The organism is Kitasatospora sp. NPDC058184 (genome assembly GCF_042883725.1).
GTDB lineage: Bacteria > Actinomycetota > Actinomycetes > Streptomycetales > Streptomycetaceae > Kitasatospora.
Window position 1 is genome coordinate 483,097 of the sequence record NZ_JBHVVE010000005.1, and the last position, 17,183, is coordinate 500,279.

Genomic DNA, 17,183 nt, shown 5'->3' on the forward strand with positions numbered 1-17,183 from the left:
GGTCCCGTCCGATGTCCAGCGCCATCACCACCCCGGCCGTCACGGCCGACTCCGAGCCGCCTGGCACCGGCGCGGGAGACGAGCGGCACCGGCTCAGCGCGCTCGGCGGGCTGGCCGCGCTCTCGCTGGACGCCATGGCCTCGGTCGCGTACGGGCCGGAGTCGATCGTGCTGGTGCTGGCCGCCGCCGGGGCGTACGGGCTGGGCTTCACGCTGCCGGTCACCGCGGCGATCGCCCTGCTGCTGGCGGTGCTGGTGGCCTCCTACCGGCAGGTGATCGCGGCGTTCCCGGACGGCGGCGGCGCCTACGCGGTGGCCAAGGCGCACCTCGGCCGCCGGACCGCGCTGACCGCGGCCGCCTCGCTGGTCGTCGACTACGTGCTGAACGTGGCGGTCTCGGTCACCGCCGGCGTCGCCGCGCTCACCTCGGCCGTCCCGGGCCTGTACGACGACCGGGTCTGGCTCTGCCTGGGGGTGCTCGCGCTCGTCACCGCGGTGAACCTGCGGGGGATCGCCGAGTCGGCGCGCTGGTTCATGGCGCCGACGGCCGTCTTCGTGCTCTCCATCCTGGCGATCGTCGTGGTCGGCCTGTTCCGGGACGCCCCGGCCAGCACCGCGGCCGCCGCCGGCCACGCCTCGACGCTCGCCGAGAACGCCACCACCGTCGGCGCGCTGCTGCTGCTCAAGGCCTTCGCGGCCGGCTGTTCCGCGCTGACCGGGGTGGAGGCGGTGGCCAACGCCGTCCCCTCCTTCCGCACCCCGCGGGTCAAGCGCGCCCAGCACACCGAGGTCGCGCTCGGCGCCCTGCTCGGCGTGATGCTGATCGGACTGGCCGTGCTGATCGGCCGCTTCCACCTCCAGCCGGTCGAGGGCGTCACCGTGCTCGCCCAGCTCGCCGACGCCTCGCTCGGCCACGGCTTCGGCTTCTACGTCGTCCAGTTCGCCACCGTGGTGCTGCTCGGGCTGGCCGCCAACACCTCCTTCGGCGGGCTGCCGGTGCTGCTCGACCTGCTCGCCCGGGACAACCACCTCCCGCACCTGTTCGCGCTGCGCGCCGACCGCCAGGTGTACCGGTACGGCGTGCTGTTCCTGGCCGCGGTCTCGGCGGCGCTGCTGGCCGGCTCCGGCGGGGACGTCAACAGCCTGGTGCCGCTGTTCTCGATCGGCGTGTTCGTCGGCTTCACCATCTGCCAGGTCGGCATGGTCCGGCACTGGCTGCTGCACCGGCCGTCCGGCTGGCGGTGGAAGGCCGCGCTGAACGGCTTCGGGGCGCTGCTCACCGGCGTCGCGGCGCTGGTCGTCACCGGCACCAAGTTCACCGAGGGCGCCTGGGGCATCGTGGTGGCCCTGCCGCTGCTGGTGGTGCTGTTCGAGGCGGTCCACCGCAGTTACGGGCGGATCGGCGAGCGGCTGGAGCTGGGCCGGGTGCCCGGCCCGGTGACCAGGCAGCGCAGCCTGGTCGTCGTCCCGGTGACCGCGATCACCCGGCTGACCAGGGACGGCCTGTCGGCGGCGCTCTCGCTCGGCGACGAGGTGATGGCGGTGACCGTGGTGCACGAGCCGGCCGCCGCCGAGGCGCTGCGCCGGGACTGGGAGCTGTGGCGGCCCGGCGTGCCGTTGGTGGAGATCCCGGACGTCCACCGCCGGCTGGGCCGGCCGATCGCCGACTTCGTCAACGAGCTGGGGGCGGAGCACGCCTACGACCGGCTCACCGTGCTGATCCCCGAGGTGGAGCCGGCCCGCTGGTGGCAGCGGGCGCTCCAGAACCGGCGCGGCGCCGTGATCGACCGCGCCCTGCGGCGGCACACCGACGCGGTGGTCTGCCGGTTGCGCATGCGGATGTGATCAGGGGACGGGTACGGAACGGCCCCGGACGGCAGCCCGCCGTCCGGGGCCGTTCCGTACCCGGGCGTGCCCCCGGCGGCCCGCCGCCGAACGCGCCCCCGGCCCGCCGCCGTGTCTCGGCCCGATCACGACGGTCTCGGTCCGGTGAAGCGCCCGTCAAGGCCGCGTCAACGTCGCGCTGTCACCCGTATGGAGGGCGTCAGGGCCCCATAACGCGCCGCTGACGGCTGGTTTGCTGCATCTGCCGGTCGTCCGCCGGCGCCGCGCGAGCCCCTTCGGCCCAGGTCGCGGCATCTCCCGAACCACTCTGGTGGAGCCCATGTCCGATCTCATCTACGTCGGTGTCACGGTCGCCGTGTTCGCCGTCATCGCCCTGATCGCGCGGGGGGTGGAGAAGCTGTGAGCGCGGAGAACATCGCTGGTCTGGTCGTGGCCGTCGCGCTCGTCGGCTATCTCGTCGTGGCGCTGATCTTCCCGGAGAAGTTCTGACATGGGATCCACTCTCGCGGGCTGGCTCCAGGTCATCGCCCTCGTCGGCGCGCTGGCCCTGTGCTACCGCCCCCTCGGCGACTACATCGCCAAGCTCCTCACCTCCGCCAAGCACCTCAGAGTCGAGCGCGGCATCTACAAGCTGATCGGCGTCGACGGCGACGCGGACCAGCGCTGGCCGTCGTACCTCCGCTCGGTGCTGGCCTTCTCGGCCGTCTCCGTCCTCTTCCTCTACGGCCTGATCCGCCTCCAGGGCTACCTGCTGCTGAACCTGGGTGTTCCGCAGATGGAGGGCCACCAGGCCTGGAACACCGCGATCTCGTTCGTCGCCAACACCAACTGGCAGTCCTACGGCGGCGAGTCCGCGATGGGCCACCTGGTGCAGATGGCGGGCCTGGCGGTGCAGAACTTCGTCTCCGCGGCCGTCGGCATCGCCGTCGTCGCCGCGCTGATCCGGGGCTTCACCCGCAACCGGACGGACCGGATCGGCAACTTCTGGGTGGACCTCACCCGGATCAACCTGCGCCTGCTGCTGCCGGTCTCGATCGTCTTCGCCCTGGTGCTGGCCGCCAACGGCGTGATCCAGAACTTCCACGGCTTCCACGAGGTGACCTCGCTGGCCGGCGAGGTCCAGAAGATCCCGGGCGGCCCGGTGGCCTCCCAGGAGGTCATCAAGCTGCTCGGCACCAACGGCGGCGGCTTCTTCAACGCCAACTCGGCGCACCCGTTCGAGAACCCGACCGGGTTCACCAACCTGGTCGAGATCTTCCTGATCCTGCTGATCCCGTTCGCGCTGCCGCGGACCTTCGGCCGGATGGTGGGGGACAACCGCCAGGGCTACGCGATCGTCGCCGTGATGGGCCTGTTCTGGGCCGCCTCGGTGGCCCTGCTGACCCTCGCCGAGTCGCAGCACCACGGCACCGCCCTGCAGGCCGCGGGCGCCGCGATGGAGGGCAAGGAGCAGCGCTTCGGCATCGCCGCGAGCTCGCTGTTCGCCGCCTCGACGACGCTGACCTCGACCGGCGCGGTGAACTCCTTCCACGACTCGTACACGCCGTTCGGCGGCGGGCTGACGGTCTTCAACATGATGCTGGGCGAGATCGCGCCCGGCGGTGTGGGCTCCGGCCTGTACGGGATGCTCGTGCTGGCGGTCATCGCGGTGTTCGTGGCGGGCCTGATGGTCGGCCGCACCCCCGAGTACCTGGGCAAGAAGCTCGGCGGCCGGGAGATGAAGTTCGCCTCGCTGTACATCCTCACCACGCCGACGATCGTGCTGGTCGGCACGGGTGTGGCGATGGCCCTGCCGGGTGAGCGCGCCGGGATGCTCAACTCGGGCGCCCACGGCTTCTCCGAGGTGCTGTACGCCTTCACCTCGGCCGCCAACAACAACGGCTCGGCCTTCGGCGGCATCACCGTCAACACCGACTGGTACGACACCGCGCTCGGCCTGGCGATGATCTTCGGCCGGCTGCTGCCGATCGTCTTCGTCCTGGCGCTGTCCGGCTCGCTCGCCCAGCAGCAGCCGGTCCCGGCCACCCCGGGCACCCTGCCCACCCACAAGCCGCTGTTCGTGGGCCTGCTGTCGGGCGTGATCCTGATCGTCGTCGGCCTCACCTACTTCCCGGCCCTGGCTCTCGGGCCGATCGCGGAAGGTCTGTCCTCCTGATGTCCACCCCTACGCTCAACCCCGCACCGGCCGACAAGGCGGAGCCCGCCGCGCCGCACAGAGTGTCGAGCGGCCTGCTCGACCCGAAGCTGATCCTCGCGTCCCTGCCGGACGCGGTGAAGAAGCTCGACCCCCGGGTGATGGTCAAGAACCCGGTGATGTTCGTGGTCGAGGTCGGCTCGGTGGTCACCACCATCGCCGCGATCGCCGACCCGTCCGTGTTCGCCTGGGCCATCACCGTCTGGCTCTGGCTGACCACGATCTTCGCCAACCTGGCCGAGGCCGTCGCCGAGGGCCGCGGCAAGGCACAGGCCGACACCCTGCGCAAGACCAAGAGCGACACCATGGCCCGCCGGCTCACCGACTGGCCGGCCACCAGCGCCGAGGAGGAGGTGCCCGGCACCGCGCTCCGGCTCGGCGACCACGTGGTGGTCGAGGCCGGGCAGGTCATCCCCGGCGACGGCGACGTGGTCGAGGGTGTCGCGAGCGTCGACGAGTCGGCGATCACCGGCGAGTCCGCGCCCGTCATCCGGGAGTCCGGCGGCGACCGCAGTGCCGTCACCGGCGGCACCAAGGTGCTGTCCGACCGGATCGTGGTGAAGATCGCCTCGGAGCCCGGCAAGTCGTTCATCGACCGGATGATCGCCCTGGTCGAGGGCGCCGCCCGGCAGAAGACGCCGAACGAGATCGCGCTCAACATCCTGCTGGCCTCGCTGACCATCGTCTTCCTGGTCGCGGTCGTCACGCTCCAGCCGATGGCCACCTACGCGGGCGCCCCGCAGTCGATGATCGTCCTGGTCGCCCTGATCGTGGCGCTCATCCCGACCACCATCGGCGCGCTGCTCTCCGCGATCGGCATCGCCGGCATGGACCGGCTGGTGCAGCGCAACGTGCTGGCGATGTCCGGCCGCGCCGTCGAGGCCGCTGGCGACGTCAACACCCTGCTGCTCGACAAGACCGGCACCATCACCCTGGGCAACCGCCAGGCCGCCGAGTTCCTGCCCGCTCCGGGTGTGTCCACCGAGGACCTGGCCAGCGCCGCGCAGCTCTCCTCGCTCGCGGACGAGACCCCGGAGGGCCGCTCGATCGTGGTCCTCGCCAAGACCGAGTACGGTCTGCGGGCCCGCGCCCAGGGCGAGCTGACCCACGCCACCTGGGTCCCGTTCACCGCCCAGACCCGGATGTCGGGCGTCGACCTGGACGAGGAAATGGAAGGGGCGGAGCGCAGCGACTCGGACAAGGGCGGTGGTGGGCGACGGGTGGGCGTCCACCAGGTCCGCAAGGGCGCCGCCGGCGCCGTCTCCAACTGGGTGACCGGGAACGGCGGTTCGGTCGGCGACGAGGTCTCCACCCTGGTCGACGGGATCTCCGCCGCCGGTGGCACCCCGCTGGTCGTGGCCGCGAAGACGGGCAGCGCGCCCGCCCGCGTCCTGGGGGTCATCCACCTCAAGGACGTGGTCAAGGAGGGCATGCGGGAGCGCTTCGACGAGCTCCGCCGGATGGGCATCAAGACCATCATGATCACGGGCGACAACCCGCTGACCGCCAAGGCGATCGCGGAGGAGGCCGGCGTGGACGACTTCCTCGCCGAGGCCACGCCCGAGGACAAGATGGCCCTGATCAAGAAGGAGCAGGAGGGCGGCAAGCTGGTCGCGATGACCGGCGACGGCACCAACGACGCCCCCGCGCTCGCCCAGGCCGACGTCGGCGTCGCGATGAACACCGGGACCATGGCGGCCAAGGAGGCCGGCAACATGGTCGACCTGGACTCCAACCCGACCAAGCTGATCGAGATCGTGGAGATCGGCAAGCAGCTGCTGATCACCCGCGGCGCGCTGACCACCTTCTCGATCGCCAACGACGTGGCCAAGTACTTCGCGATCATCCCCGCGATGTTCGCCGGGGTCTACCCGGGCCTGAGCCACCTCAACATCATGGGCCTGCACAGCCCGCAGTCCGCGATCACCTCGGCGATCATCTTCAACGCCCTGGTCATCATCGGCCTGATCCCGCTCGCCCTGCGCGGCGTGCGCTACCGCCCGTCCGACGCCAGCTCGCTGCTGCGCCGCAACATCGGCGTCTACGGCTTCGGCGGCCTGGTGGTGCCGTTCGTCGGCATCAAGCTGATCGACCTGATCGTCCAGTTCATCCCCGGCCTCAGCTGAAGCGGGAAGGAGAGAAAACCATGTCCAAGCCCCTGCCGACGATCCTCCGCACCCACTTCACGGCCCTGCGAGCGCTCCTGGTGCTCACCGTGATCCTCGGGGTCGTCTACCCGCTCCTGATCACCGGTGTCTCCCAGGTCGCCTTCTCCGACAAGGCGAACGGCTCGCCGGTGACGTCCGACGGCAGGGAGGTCGGCTCCAGCCTGATCGGCCAGAGCTTCAACCTCCCGAAGGCCAACCCGGACGACCCGAAGGAGGAGGCCCAGCCGGACCCGAAGTGGTTCCAGCCCCGCCCCTCCGCGGCCGGGACCGGCTACGACGCCTCCTCCTCCAGCGCCAGCAACCTCGGCCCGAACAGCGAGGACCTGCTGAAGGCCGTCAACGACCGCCGCGCCGCCGTCGCCGCGTTCGACGGCGTCGACCCGGCGAGCGTCCCGGCCGACGCGCTGACCGCCTCCGGCTCCGGCCTCGACCCGCACATCTCCGTCGCGTACGCCAAGGAGCAGGTCGAGCGGGTCGCCAAGCACCGCGACCTGCCGGTGGAGACGGTGGGCAAACTGGTCGAGAAGTACACCGAGAGCCGCTCGCTCGGCTTCCTCGGCAACGAGGGCGTCAACGTCGTGCTGCTCAACAAGGCGCTCAGCGAGCAGAAGTGACACCACCTCGTACAGACGGGTGACCGGGCCGGCCCGGGCACGGGGGCACGCCTCCCGCGCCCGGGCCGGCCGACCCGCGTCCGCAGACGTGCACCACCTCCCGATGGAAAGAGCAGTGCCCATGGCCCGCGACCTCACCCCCGGCACCGGCATCCGCGGCGGCCGGCTGAGGGTGTACCTCGGCTCCGCGCCGGGGGTCGGCAAGACGTACCGGATGCTGGACGAGGCCCGGCGCAGACAGGAGCGCGGGGCCGACGTCGTGGTCGGGTACATCGAGTGCCACGGCAGACCGCACACCGAGGCCATGCTGGCGGGCCTGGAGGTCGTGCCCCGCGTCCACCGCGACTACCGGGACGCCGGGTTCGACGAGATGGACCTCGACGGCGTGCTCGCCCGCCGCCCGTCCGTCGTGCTGGTGGACGAGCTGGCGCACACCAACATCCCCGGCGGCCGGCACGCCAAGCGCTGGCAGGACGTCGAGGAACTGCTCGCCGCCGGGATCGACGTCGTCACCACCGTCAACATCCAGCACCTGGAATCGCTGAACGACGTCGTCCGGAAGATCACCGGCATCCCGCAGCGGGAGACCGTCCCGGACGAGGTGGTCCGCCGGGCCGACCAGATCGAACTCGTCGACATGGCCCCGCAGGCGCTGCGCCGCCGGATGGCCCACGGCAACGTCTACAAGGCGGAGAAGGTGGACGCCGCGCTCTCGAACTACTTCCGGGTCGGCAACCTCACCGCCCTGCGCGAACTCGCCCTGCTCTGGGTGGCCGGGCGGGTGGACGAGGGACTGCGCGACTACCGGGCCAGCCACAACATCGACCGGGTCTGGGAGACCCGCGAGCGGGTCGTGGTCGCCCTCACCGGCGGCCCCGAGGGCGAGACCCTGATCCGTCGCGCCGCCCGGATCGCCGACCGTACGGCCGGCGGCGAACTGCTGGCCGTCCACGTCTCCCGCAGCGACGGCCTGGCCGGCGCCTCCTCCGGCGCCCTCGCCCAGCAGCGGCAGCTGGTGGAGACCCTCGGCGGCAGCTACCACGTGGTGGTCGGCGACGACGTCCCGACCGCGCTGCTCACCTTCGCCCGCGCCCACCACGCCACCCAGCTGGTGCTCGGCACCAGCCGCCGCGGCCGGATCAACCGCTTCCTCACCGGCCCCGGCACCGGGCAGACCACCGTGGACGACTCCGAGGACATCGACGTCCACATGGTCACCCACGAGTTCACCGGCCGCGGCCGGCTGCCCTCGCTCGGCCGCCGCCACTCCCGGCGCCGCACCATCGCCGGCTACCTGGCCGGCCTGGCGGTGCCCTGGCTGCTCACCGTCCTGCTCTCGCAGGCGGACCACAGCATCAACCTGACCACCGACGCGCTGATCTTCCAGCTCGGCGTGGTGATCGTCGCCCTGCTCGGCGGCGCGGTGTCGGCCCTGCTGGCCTCGGTCGTCGCCTCGGTGCTGCTCAACTACTACTTCATCCCGCCGGTCCACAGCCTGACCATCGGCGAGACCAACAACATCGTCGCCCTGGTGGTCTTCGCCGCGATCGCGCTCACCGTCTCCACCGTGGTCGACCACGCCGGCCGGCTCACCAGCCGGGCCGCCCGCGCCACCGCCGAGGCCGAGACCCTCTCCACCCTGGCGGGCAGCGTGCTGCGCGGCGCCGACGCGCTGCCCGCCCTGCTGGAGAAGTCCCGGACGGCCTTCGGCATGCGGGCCGTCGCGCTGCTCTCCCGGGGCGACGGCGAGGTGCTCGCGCACAGCGAGGGGGACCACCAGAGCGACGGCGAGGGGCCGCACGAGACCGCCGAGGTCCCGGTCGGCGCGGACGCCCTCCTGGTGCTCACCGGCCGCCGGCTGCCCGCCGCCGACCAGCGGGTGCTGACCGCCTTCGCCGCCCACGTCGCCGCCGCGCTGGAGCGGGACCGGCTGGCCGTGGTCGCCGCCGAGGTCGAGCCGATCAAGGCCGCCGACCGGATGCGCACCGCCCTGCTCGCCGCCGTCAGCCACGACCTGCGCACCCCGCTGGCCGCCGCCCGCGCCTCGGTCGGCTCGCTGCGCAGCCCCGACGTCGAGTTCTCGCCCGAGGACCAGGCCGAACTCCTCGCCACCGCCGACGAGTCGCTGGTCAAGCTCACCCGGCTGGTCGACAACCTGCTCGACATGAGCCGCCTCCAGGCCGGCGCGCTCACCCTGCACCTCACCGAGACCCACCTCGACGAGATCCTGCCCCGGGCGCTCGACAGCCTCCCCGACCCGTACGCGCCGGTGCAGCCGCTCGACCTGGACACCGCCCCGCCGGTGCTCGCCGACCCGCCGCTGCTGGAGCGGGTGCTCGCCAACGTGATCACCAACGCGCTGCGGTACAACGCCCCCGGCGCGCCCGTCCTGGTCACCGCCAGCCACCACGCCGACCAGGTGGAGATCCGGGTGATCGACCGCGGCCCCGGCATCGCCCCCGAGGACCGCGACCGGGTCTTCCTGCCCTTCCAGCGCCTCGGCGACACCGACAACACCACCGGCGTCGGCCTCGGCCTCGCCCTCTCCCGCGGCCTCGCCGAGGCGATGGGCGGCAGCCTGGAGGTCGAGGACACCCCGGGCGGCGGCACCACCATGCTGCTCACCCTGCCCGCCGCCACCACCGAGCCCGGCACAACCGAGCCCAGCACCACTGAGCCTGGAGCTTTCGGGGAGGAACCTCCACATGAGTGAACGAAGTGAACGAACCATCGAAAGGTGCGCGTCTCGCGAAGCGACTGCCGAGCGAAGCGAGGCGGGCGCATGAGTGAGATTCTGGTCGTCGACGACGAGCCCGCCCTCCTGCGCACCCTGCGGATCAACCTCAGCGCCCGGCACTACGCCGTCCGCACCGCCGCCAGCGGCGGGGAGGCGCTGGACCGCGCCGCGCACAGTGCCCCGGACGCCGTCCTGCTCGACCTCGGCCTGCCCGACCTCGACGGGATGGACGTGCTGCGCGGCCTGCGCACCCACAGCGCGGTGCCGATCATCGTGCTCTCCGGCCGGACGGACGCCGCCGACAAGGTGGGCGCCCTGGACGCGGGCGCCGACGACTACCTCACCAAGCCGTTCCTGATGGACGAGCTGCTGGCCCGGCTGCGCGCCGTGCTGCGCCGACCGCTGGGCGACGTGCCGCTGGGTCGGCCGGTGATCGGCGACCACACCGTGGACCTCGCGGCCACCGCGGTGCACGGCCCGAACGGCCCGGTCCGGCTCACCCCGACCGAGTGGCGCATCCTCGCCCTGCTGCTGGCCAACCCGGGCCGGCTGGTGCCCGGGAGGCAGATCCTGCGCGAGGTGTGGGGCCCGGCCCAGGAGGGGCGCGGCAACTACCTGCGGGTCTACTTCGCCGGGCTGCGCCGCAAGTTGGAGCGCGATCCGGCCCGGCCGCGGCACCTGGTCACCGAGCCGGGGATCGGGTACCGGTACGTGCCGTGACGGACCGGCGCACCGGTGCCGGCGCGCCCCCGTCAACGAGCCGTCAAGAGCGGCCCGGTGGGCGACAGGGGGGCGTCAAGGCCGCTCGGGGGCGGTGTTCCGCGGGCGTAGTGTCGGTGTCGAACGAGCGGCCCCTGCTCCGTGTGGGGGAGGTCCGGGGCCGCTCCAGCCGCCGCCCGAGGCGGCCAGCAGGTGGGGGAGGGGCGCGCGACACCAGTCGCGCGCCCCCATCTGCCGTCAGGGGCCATCAGGCCCACTCCGGGACCGGCTCAGCCGTCCCCGCCCCCGGACTGCCGGGGCAGCGCCAGCGCCACCGTGTCCGCGAACTCCCGGACCGCGCTGGTCCGGCTGACCACCCGGCCGCTGTGCACCACCAGCCGGCTGTGCCCGCCCGCGAGCGCCCCGGCCAGGCTGTCCCCGCGCACCGCCAGCAGCTCCGCCGGGAACCCGGCGTCCACCCGGACGGGTGCCAGGCCGAGCGCCGCCCGGGCCTGGTTCGCCACCGCGTCGTACGCCGCCTCCGGGGTCAACTCCCCACCGGCCGCCAGCAGGTAGGCCGATTCCAGCGGATCCGCCCGGCCGACCGGGTTGGACGGGTCGCGCAGCGCCCCGCTGCCCGCCGCCAGCGGCACCCCGGCGGCCGCCAACTCCCGTACCAGGCCCGGCCGCAGGCCCGCCGAGCGGCCCTCCATGCCGGTGCAGCAGCCGTTCTGCGGCAGGCAGACCACCCGGACCCCGCTGGTCGCCAGCACCGTCGACGCGCCCCGGGGCAGCGCCCCGCACGGGCCGAGTGCCACCCGGGGCCGCAGCGGGGCCAACGCCCCGGTCATCCGGGCGAGTTGGGCGGCGTCGCCGGCGCTCGCGTGCAGGTCCACCGGGCAGTCCGCCTCCCGGGCGGCCTCCAGCAGCAGCTGCACGTACCCGGCCGGGTCCGGGTCCAGCTCCGGGCAGCCGCCGGCCGCCGTGGCGCCCAGCTTGAGCGCCTCGCGCAGCTGCGCCCGCCCGTCCGCGCCGGCCCGTCCGGTGAGCAGCCGGGGCATCGCCACCGCCTGGAGCTCGGCCAGCCCGCCCAGTGCCTGCCGGGCGGTCAGCACCGCCTCCAGCCGGCGCAGCCCGTGCACGTCGCCGATTCGGACGTGGGTGCGCTGGGCGGTGGCGCCGTAGCCGAGCGAGGTCAGCGCGGCCTCGGTGACCCGGCGGGTGAGGTCGGCCGGGGTGTCCGGCGGCGGGGTGGGCAGGGCGGCGGAGAAGGCGGTGTCGTAGTGGGCGTGCGCCTCGGCGGGGGCCGGGAGCAGCAGGTAGCCGCGCAGGTCGATCCGGGCGCCGGTGGTGACGGTGGGCGCGCCGGGCAGGGCGGGCAGCGGGCCGAGGCTGCCGACGGTGCCGACCGCCTGGATCCGGTCGCCGCTGATCCGGACGTCCACCACCCGCCCGTCCGCCAACCGGGCGCCGGTGAGGAGCAGGACCGGGCCGTGCCCGAGCGGGTTGGCCGCCGGGCCGGGCCCGGAGTGCGGCCCGTCGGCGGCTGCGCTGTCCATCGCCCGGCTCCTTCTCGGGCCGGCCCGTGCGGTCGGCCCCGTACGGCTGGCCCGTACCGCCGGCCAGTCCTCCCGATCAATGAGCGTCGAGCCTATGGGCCCGGGGGGCGGGTCGCCGGGAGGCGGGCAATAGTCGTATCGGGTCGGGCCGTGCGGCTCGCGGGCCGATCGAACGCCGGGCCTTGGATCGTCCGTCCGTACCCCTCGCCCACCTGCGGTCTTCGCCGCGGGATACGGATTTCACCTCCGGGCGCGAAACGTGTAATCTCTTCCTCGTTCGCCCCTATAGCTCAGTCGGTAGAGCGTCTCCATGGTAAGGAGAAGGTCTGCGGTTCGATTCCGCATGGGGGCTCTGGTGAGAAGCGGTCAGCTCCGGCTGTGCCGCGGATCACTGTGGCGGTGTAGCTCAGTTGGTAGAGCAAGCGGCTCATAATCGCTGTGTCACCGGTTCAAGTCCGGTCACCGCTACCCCGCGTAGTCGGTCGGGAGATCGCACTCCCGGTCGGCTACTCTTGTTGTGTTCTTATTCGTTGTCCAAGGAAGGCACTCCCGTGGCTGCCACCGACGTCCGCCCGAAGATCACGCTGGCCTGCGTGGAGTGCAAGGAGCGGAACTACATCACCAAGAAGAACCGGCGTAACGACCCGGACCGTCTTGAGATGAAGAAGCACTGCCCCCGCTGCAACTCGCACACCGCGCACCGCGAGACCCGCTGACCCTCTTGCAGGGCGACGGGCCTGTGTGAATTCAGGTCTCTTGCTCCGGGCCGCATCCCTCACAGGGGGTGCGGCCCGGAGTTTTTTTCGTATCCACCCGCGTTCCGAGGAGCCGCCATGGCGCTCGACCCCTCCTTCATCGGGCGTAGCTACCCGCCCACCGAGCCGTACGAGGTCGGCCGGGAGAAGATCCGCGAGTTCGCGACCGCGGTCGGCGACGCCAACCCGGCGTACACCGACCTTGAGGCGGCGAAGGCGCTGGGGCACCCCGACGTGATCGCCCCGCCGACCTTCCCGTTCGTGATCACCTACCGCGCGGCCGGCCAGGTGGTCGAGGACCCGGAGCTGGGCCTGGACTTCAGCCGGGTGGTGCACGGCGACCAGAAGTTCGCCTACACCCGCCCGGTGCGGGCCGGTGACCGGCTGTCGGTCACGGTGACCATCGACAACATCAAGTCGCTGGCGGGCAATGACGTGCTCACCGTGCGTGGCGAGGTGACGGACGCGACCGGCGGGCACGTTGTGACGTCGGTCATGACCCTGGTGGCCCGGGCCGCCGACGAGGCGGGGGAGTGAGCGCGATGGCGATCGACTACGACGAGGTCGAGGTCGGCACCGAGCTGCCGGCGCAGTCCTTCCCGGTGACCCGCGACACACTGGTGCGGTACGCGGGGGCCTCGGGGGACTTCAACCCGATCCACTGGAACGAGAAGTTCGCCCTGGGGGTCGGCCTGCCGGACGTGATCGCGCACGGCATGTTCACCATGGCCGAGGCGATCCGGGTGGTCACCGACTGGGTCGGCGACCCGGCCGCGGTGGTCGAGTACGGCGTGCGGTTCACCCGTCCGGTGCCGGTACCGAACGACGGGGTCGGCGCGGTGGTCGAGGTCTCGGCCAAGGTCGCCAAGAAGCTGGACGACCGCAGGGTGCAGGTCGACCTGCTGGCCACCACGGGCGGCCAGAAGGTGCTCGGCATGTCCCGGGCCGTCGTCCGGCTCGGCTGAGCGGCCCCGGGGGGCGCGGCGGCCGGGGTCCCGTACGGGATCTCCGGCCGCCGGCGCGGGCCTTGCGTAGATAGTGATTGGCCACTAACTTGGGGCCCATGGCGAAGTCGAGCATCCGGATGAGCGCGGAGGAGCGGCGCGAGAGCGTCGTCCGGGCCGCCCTGACCGAGTTCGCCCGGGGCGGGTACCACGGCACCTCCACCGAGGCGATCGCCCGCCGGGTGGGCGTCTCGCAGCCGTACCTGTTCCGGCTGTTCCCGGGCAAGCAGGCGATCTTCGCCGCGGCCGCCGAACGCTGCGTCGAGGAGACCTGGCGGGTGTTCGACGAAGCCTCGGTCGGGCTGTCCGGCAAGCAGGCCGCCGAGGCGATGTCCGACGCGTACATGGGCCTGGTCGAGAACCGCGACCAGCTGATGATGCAGATGCAGCTCTACGTCTCGGTCTTCTCGGCCCGGGCGGCCGGCGAGGAGGAGGTCGGGGAGACCGCCCGGCGGCTGTGGGAGGGCCTGTTCGACCGGGTCAGGATCCGGATCGGCGGTGACATGAAGGACGCCACGCAGTTCTTCGCGTACGGGATGCTGATCAACACCCTGGTGGCGCTCGGCTATCCGCCGGACCACCGGATCTGGGCCGGCTTCGACGGGTGCGAGCCGCCCGAGTAGGCGCGCCGCCCGGATGGACGGGCCGCACGGGTGTCCGTGCGGCCTCTTTTCGGCCCAAAGAAGTTATTGAGCAATAACTACCTAAGGAACCTGGGGGACGTCATGACGGAGAAACCTGCCATGGGCAGAGCGGCGGTCTGGACCCTGGTGATCGTCAGCGCGGCCGGCTTCATGGCCGCCCTGGACAACCTGGTGGTCACCACCGCACTGCCGTCGATCCGCGAGGAGCTCGGCGGCGGGCTGTCCGACCTCGAATGGACGGTCAGTGCCTACACCCTGAGCTTCGCCGTGCTGCTGATGTTCGGCGCCGCCCTCGGCGACCGCTTCGGCCGCCGCCGGATCTTCCTGGTCGGGCTGGCGGTCTTCACCGCCGGCTCCGCCGCGGCCGCGCTGTCCCCGGGCATCGGCGAACTGATCGCCGCCCGCGCCGTCCAGGGCACCGGGGCCGCGGTGATGATGCCGCTCACCCTCACCCTGCTCACCGCCGCGGTGCCCGAGGGCAAGCGGGGGATGGCCTTCGGCATCTGGTCGGGGGTCAGCGGCCTCGCCGTCGCCGCGGGGCCGCTGATCGGCGGCTCGCTGACCGAGCACTTCTCCTGGCAGTGGATCTTCTGGGTGAACGTCCCGGTCGGCCTCGTCCTGCTGCCGCTGGCCTACCTGCGGCTCGGCGAGAGCCGGGGCCCGGGCCGGGCCCTGGACGTGCCCGGAACCCTGCTGGTCAGCCTGGGGATGTTCGGCGTCGTCCTCGGCCTGATCCGCGGCAACCCGGACGGCTGGACCAGCCCGCTGGTCCTCGGCGCCCTGATCGGCGGCACCCTGCTGCTGGCCGCCTTCGTCCGGTACGAGCAGCGGGTCGCCGCCCACCCGATGCTGCCGATGCGGCTGTTCCGCAGCCGGGCCTTCTCCGCCGTCAACGCGGCCAGCCTGCTGATGTACCTGGGGATGTTCGGCTCGATCTTCCTGATCAGCCAGTACCTCCAGGGCGTCGGCGGCTTCAGCCCGCAGGAGGCGGGCATCCGGATGCTGCCGTGGACGGCGATGCCGCTGCTGGTCTCGCCGATCGCGGGCATCGTCTCCGACCGGATCGGCGGCCGGCCGATCGTGGTCGCCGGGCTGGCGCTGCAGGCCGCGGGCCTGGCGCTGTTCGGCCTGGTGGTGGACGGGAGCACCGGCCTCGACTACGTCGCCCAGGTCCCGGCCATCGTGATCTGCGGGATCGGCATGTCGCTGTACTTCGGCCCGACCGCCCAGCTGGTGATGGCCAGCGTCCGGCCGCAGGAGCAGGGGATCGCCTCCGGCGCCAACAACGCGCTGCGCGAGGTCGGCGGGGCGCTCGGGGTCGCCGTGCTCGCGGCGGTGTTCTCGGGGCAGGGCGGCTACCAGTCGGTGCGGGCCTTCACGGACGGGCTGGTGCCCGCGCTGTACGTCGGCGCCGCCGCCGTCGGGCTCGGCGCGCTCGCCGCGGTGTTCATCCCGCGGCGGCGGAAGGCGCCGGTCGCGGCGGCGGGGGAGCGGGCGGCGGACCGGGCCGAGCCGGCCCGGGTCTGAGCGGGGGCGGAGGGGAGGGGCCCGCCGACGGGAATCGCGTTCCGGTCGGCGGATCCCTCCCCCGTACGCTGGTGGGCGTGCTGGTAGAAAACGACGCCCCCCTCGCCCCGCTGACCACGCTCCGGCTCGGCGGCCCGGCCCGCCGCCTGGTGACCGCCCACACCGACGACGAGGTGATCGCCGCCGTCCGCGAGGCCGACGCGGCCGGCGAGCCGCTGCTCGTCCTCGGCGGCGGCTCCAACCTGGTGATCGGCGACGCCGGCTTCCCCGGCACCGTGCTGCGGATCGCCACCGAGGGCTTCGCCCTGGACGGCACCGCGCTGGAGGTCGCGGCCGGCGAGACCTGGTCCGAGGTGGTCCACCGGACCGTGCGCGACCACGGGCTGGCGGGCATCGAGTTCCTGGCCGGCATCCCCGGCTCCGCGGGCGCCACCCCGGTGCAGAACGTGGGCGCGTACGGCCAGGAGGTCGCCCAGTCGATCACCGAGGTGGTCGCGTACGACCGCACCGCCGACGAGGTCGTCACCCTCTCGAACGCCGAGTGCGGGTTCTCCTACCGGCACAGCCGCTTCAAGGCCGAGCCGGACCGCTACGTGGTGCTGCGGGTGCGGTTCCGCCTGGAGGACAACGACGGGCTCTCCACCCCCGTCCGCTACGCCGAGACCGCCCGGCACCTGGGCGTCGAGCCGGGCGCCCGGGTGGCGGTCGGCACGGCCTGGACGGCGGTGCTGCTGCTGCGCTCCGGCAAGGGCATGGTGCTGGACCCGGCGGACCACGACACCTGGTCGGCGGGCTCCTTCTTCACCAACCCGGTGCTCACGGCCGCGCAGTACGAGTCCTTCCGCACCCGTCCGGGCACCGAGGACGCCCCCGCCTACCCGGCCCCGGAGGGCTGCACCAAGACCTCGGCGGCCTGGCTGATCGACCGGGCGGGCTTCGGCAAGGGCTACGGCGGCGGCCCGGCGACGCTCTCCACCAAGCACACCCTGGCGCTCACCAACCGCGGCTCGGCCACCGCCGAGGACCTGCTGGCACTGGCCCGGGAGATCCGGGACGGGGTCCGCGCGGCCTTCGGGGTGGAGCTGGTGAACGAGCCGGTGATGGTGGGCGTCAAGCTCTAGTGCTGCCCCGCAGAAGTTCGTTGAGGGGTGTTGATCAGATGACCGATCCGTTGAGGTAGAGGCCACCTGCGCAGTCGAGGGATTCTTCCGGGGAACCGGCGGGCATTCCGTTCGGCAGGATGTTGTCCTTGTAGCTGTCGCTGCTGGCGAGGTAAAGCGCGAAGCCCCACGTGTGCAACACGCCGGTGAAGCGGAGACGGCACAGGGGGAGGCTGTGTTCGCCGGGCAATTCGGCTGCCACGTAGGCGAATCCCGCACGGAAGCGGACCGTGATGGCGTTCACGTGCGGCCAGCGTTCGCGGGCGTGGTGGTCCAGG

Annotated in this window: 14 protein-coding genes, 2 tRNA genes and 1 pseudogene; 15 read left to right on the forward strand and 2 right to left on the reverse strand. The window is 72.6% G+C overall.

What is annotated here, in order from left to right; translation table 11 throughout:
- The first annotated feature begins 11 nt into the window (after window positions 1-11).
- The 7 genes from ACFVXH_RS13000 to ACFVXH_RS13030 all read left to right on the forward strand — a co-directional run bounded on the left by ACFVXH_RS13000 (window position 12) and on the right by ACFVXH_RS13030 (window position 10,277).
- On the forward strand, window positions 12-1,844 hold the full coding sequence (locus ACFVXH_RS13000) for an APC family permease (RefSeq protein ID WP_074003983.1): 1,833 nt from the start codon (window positions 12-14) through the stop codon (window positions 1,842-1,844).
- 399 nt (window positions 1,845-2,243) lie between these two features.
- Window positions 2,244-2,333: a K(+)-transporting ATPase subunit F gene (kdpF, locus tag ACFVXH_RS13005; RefSeq protein ID WP_045693083.1), complete on the forward strand. Its 90-nt coding sequence runs from the start codon at window positions 2,244-2,246 to the stop codon at window positions 2,331-2,333.
- Window position 2,334: 1 nt separating this feature from the next.
- Window positions 2,335-3,999 carry a potassium-transporting ATPase subunit KdpA gene (kdpA, locus tag ACFVXH_RS13010; RefSeq protein ID WP_387822865.1) on the forward strand — a complete coding sequence of 555 codons (1,665 nt, stop codon included), beginning with the start codon at window positions 2,335-2,337 and terminating at the stop codon, window positions 3,997-3,999.
- A complete protein-coding gene (gene kdpB, locus ACFVXH_RS13015; protein ID WP_387822868.1) occupies window positions 3,999-6,164 on the forward strand; it encodes a potassium-transporting ATPase subunit KdpB in 2,166 nt (721 codons plus the stop codon). The genes kdpA and kdpB overlap by 1 nt, the downstream gene beginning before the upstream one ends.
- Before the next feature lie 20 nt (window positions 6,165-6,184).
- Window positions 6,185-6,820, forward strand: a complete 636-nt coding sequence (kdpC, locus tag ACFVXH_RS13020; protein ID WP_387822871.1) for a potassium-transporting ATPase subunit KdpC — start codon at window positions 6,185-6,187, stop codon at window positions 6,818-6,820.
- A gap of 121 nt (window positions 6,821-6,941) precedes the next feature.
- Window positions 6,942-9,533 carry an ATP-binding protein gene (locus ACFVXH_RS13025; protein ID WP_387822873.1) on the forward strand — a complete coding sequence of 864 codons (2,592 nt, stop codon included), beginning with the start codon at window positions 6,942-6,944 and terminating at the stop codon, window positions 9,531-9,533.
- 69 nt (window positions 9,534-9,602) lie between these two features.
- Window positions 9,603-10,277, forward strand: a complete 675-nt coding sequence (locus tag ACFVXH_RS13030) for a response regulator (protein ID WP_049652081.1) — start codon at window positions 9,603-9,605, stop codon at window positions 10,275-10,277.
- 269 nt (window positions 10,278-10,546) lie between these two features.
- On the opposite strand, the gene ACFVXH_RS13035 is transcribed toward ACFVXH_RS13030, so the two are convergent.
- Window positions 10,547-11,815, reverse strand: coding sequence for a hydrolase (locus tag ACFVXH_RS13035; protein WP_387822875.1), 1,269 nt, complete (start codon window positions 11,813-11,815; stop codon window positions 10,547-10,549).
- A 279-nt stretch (window positions 11,816-12,094) separates the two neighbouring features.
- Here ACFVXH_RS13035 and ACFVXH_RS13040 point away from each other — a divergent pair.
- The 8 genes from ACFVXH_RS13040 to ACFVXH_RS13075 all read left to right on the forward strand — a co-directional run bounded on the left by ACFVXH_RS13040 (window position 12,095) and on the right by ACFVXH_RS13075 (window position 16,866).
- Window positions 12,095-12,167, forward strand: a tRNA-Thr gene (locus tag ACFVXH_RS13040).
- Window positions 12,168-12,210: 43 nt separating this feature from the next.
- Window positions 12,211-12,283 (forward strand) — tRNA-Met (locus ACFVXH_RS13045).
- Between the two features lie 83 nt (window positions 12,284-12,366).
- Window positions 12,367-12,531, forward strand: a complete 165-nt coding sequence (gene rpmG / locus ACFVXH_RS13050; RefSeq protein WP_006604855.1) for a 50S ribosomal protein L33 — start codon at window positions 12,367-12,369, stop codon at window positions 12,529-12,531.
- A gap of 117 nt (window positions 12,532-12,648) precedes the next feature.
- Window positions 12,649-13,107: a MaoC family dehydratase N-terminal domain-containing protein gene (locus ACFVXH_RS13055; RefSeq protein ID WP_049651991.1), complete on the forward strand. Its 459-nt coding sequence runs from the start codon at window positions 12,649-12,651 to the stop codon at window positions 13,105-13,107.
- A gap of 5 nt (window positions 13,108-13,112) precedes the next feature.
- Window positions 13,113-13,535 carry a MaoC family dehydratase gene (locus ACFVXH_RS13060; RefSeq protein WP_387822877.1) on the forward strand — a complete coding sequence of 141 codons (423 nt, stop codon included), beginning with the start codon at window positions 13,113-13,115 and terminating at the stop codon, window positions 13,533-13,535.
- Between the two features lie 98 nt (window positions 13,536-13,633).
- The gene (locus ACFVXH_RS13065) at window positions 13,634-14,197 is read left to right on the forward strand and encodes a TetR/AcrR family transcriptional regulator (RefSeq protein WP_387822879.1); all 564 of its coding nucleotides are present in this window, start codon (window positions 13,634-13,636) and stop codon (window positions 14,195-14,197) included.
- Window positions 14,198-14,299: 102 nt separating this feature from the next.
- Window positions 14,300-15,745: an MFS transporter gene (locus ACFVXH_RS13070; RefSeq protein ID WP_387822881.1), complete on the forward strand. Its 1,446-nt coding sequence runs from the start codon at window positions 14,300-14,302 to the stop codon at window positions 15,743-15,745.
- A 77-nt stretch (window positions 15,746-15,822) separates the two neighbouring features.
- Window positions 15,823-16,866 (forward strand): UDP-N-acetylmuramate dehydrogenase, encoded by a 1,044-nt coding sequence (locus tag ACFVXH_RS13075; protein WP_049651994.1) that lies wholly within the window; start codon window positions 15,823-15,825, stop codon window positions 16,864-16,866.
- Window positions 16,867-16,900: 34 nt separating this feature from the next.
- Here the strand turns inward: ACFVXH_RS13075 and ACFVXH_RS13080 are convergent.
- A pseudogene (locus tag ACFVXH_RS13080) lies at window positions 16,901-17,183 on the reverse strand (ATP-binding protein); the annotation flags it as partial.